This window comes from Pseudactinotalea sp., from assembly GCF_048594945.1.
Lineage (GTDB): Bacteria > Actinomycetota > Actinomycetes > Actinomycetales > Beutenbergiaceae > Pseudactinotalea.
Window position 1 is genome coordinate 1 of the sequence record NZ_JBMDXJ010000143.1, and the last position, 1,564, is coordinate 1,564.

A 1,564-nucleotide genomic window follows, 5' to 3' on the forward strand; every position below is an offset into this window, starting at 1 on the left:
GGGGGTGGTTGCGTGGGGGGGTATCCACCCCCATATTGGGGGTGCCCCCCCCCCCGAATCGCTTTCCGAGGGCGCGGGAGACGGGAGGGGAGGGGTCGGGTCGCGGAGGCGCGGCCCACTTCCTGACGCGGCGTCCCGATCCGTCAGGTAATTACGCGCAGACTGTTTGATGTATTTGTGTCAGAATGTGCGCGTGACGTCGACGACCGAGCCCGCTGTTCATCGCGACGACGCGGAGGTCGGTGATGTGCCGTTCTCGCAGCGGCTCCGTGAGGCGACGCGCCAGGCGCACACCGAGGCTGAGGGGGCGGGCTTCATCACCCGCCTCATGGCCGGTCAGCTGGACGCCGCGGCCTTCGCGCGGCTGACCGCGCAGCTCCATCCCCTGTACGAGGCCTTGGAGAGCAACTCGGCGACCGACCCGGTGCGGGATCGGTTCGGCGACCCGCGCCTGCACCGGCTCGAGGCGCTCGAGCGAGACCTCACCCACCTGCTTGGTCCCGACTGGCGTAGCAAAGAGCCGGCGTCGCTCGCCGCGCGCACCTACGCCGAGCACATCGCCAGCGTCTCCCACAGCACGCCGGCGTTCGTGGGGCACCACTACACCCGCTACCTCGGCGACCTCTCGGGAGGCCAGGCGATCGGCCGGCTCGTGTCCCGGCACTACGGGCTGCGCGAAGGGGAGCCCGGCTTGCTGTTCTACAGCTTTCCGGAGATCTCCAAGCCGAAGGCGTACAAGGACGCCTACCGCGAGTCGCTGGACTCGGCGCCCTGGGGTGAGTCCCAGCGTGCCGAGGTGATCGCCGAGGCGCAGCGCGCGTTCGCCATGAACGCCGCCATCTTCGCCTCTCTGGGCTGACCGACGGTCGGCGCGACGCCGACTTCGTGACGGACCGACATGGACCGTCATCAATTACGTGCGGTCATGATGTCGAATTTGCGTCAGCATCCAGAGTGAGGTTAGGCTCACCTCATCCGATCGGGGCTATGAAACGCGGCAGCTTCGGCCGGTCCTTTCCGCTGGTCGACCCGATCGGCGGCTCAACGAGACCTCACCCAGACCTCTCGAGGACCAGTGACTGCCACCCTGCCGCATGCTCCTGTCGCCCTGGCGCCCGCACCCGCCGGTGACGCCACGGCTGACCAGCCTCCGTTCTCGCAGATCCTGCGCGAGGCCACCCAGCGCGCACACACCGACGCGGAGTCCGCCACGTTCGTGCACCAGCTGATGGCCGGCGAGCTCGACGCACACGCCTATGCACGCCTGGCCGCCCAGCTCCACCCCGTCTACGAGGCGCTCGAGTGCAGCACCGTGACCGACCCGGTGCGGGACCACTTCGATGATCCCCGCCTGCATCGGCTCGAGGCGCTCGAGCGGGACCTCGCACACCTGATCGGGCCCGACTGGCGCAGCAAGGAGCCCCCGCGCCCAGCCGCCCGCGCGTACGCCGAGCACATCGCCAGCGTCTCCCGCAGCACGCCGGCCTTCGTGGGCCACCACTACACGCGCTACCTCGGAGATCTCTCCGGTGGTCAGGCGATCTCCCGCCGTGTCTCGCAGCAC

The 1,564-nt window shown here is 69.3% G+C and carries 2 protein-coding genes; both read left to right on the forward strand.

From position 1 onward, the window contains the following. The first annotated feature begins 193 nt into the window (after positions 1–193). Positions 194–859: a heme oxygenase (biliverdin-producing) gene (locus ACOJSN_RS06725; protein ID WP_420111735.1), complete on the forward strand. Its 666-nt coding sequence runs from the start codon at positions 194–196 to the stop codon at positions 857–859. Positions 860–1,075: 216 nt separating this feature from the next. Next, positions 1,076–1,564 (forward strand): heme oxygenase (biliverdin-producing) (locus ACOJSN_RS06730; RefSeq protein WP_420111736.1); only part of this gene is annotated, 489 nt, incomplete at its 3' end.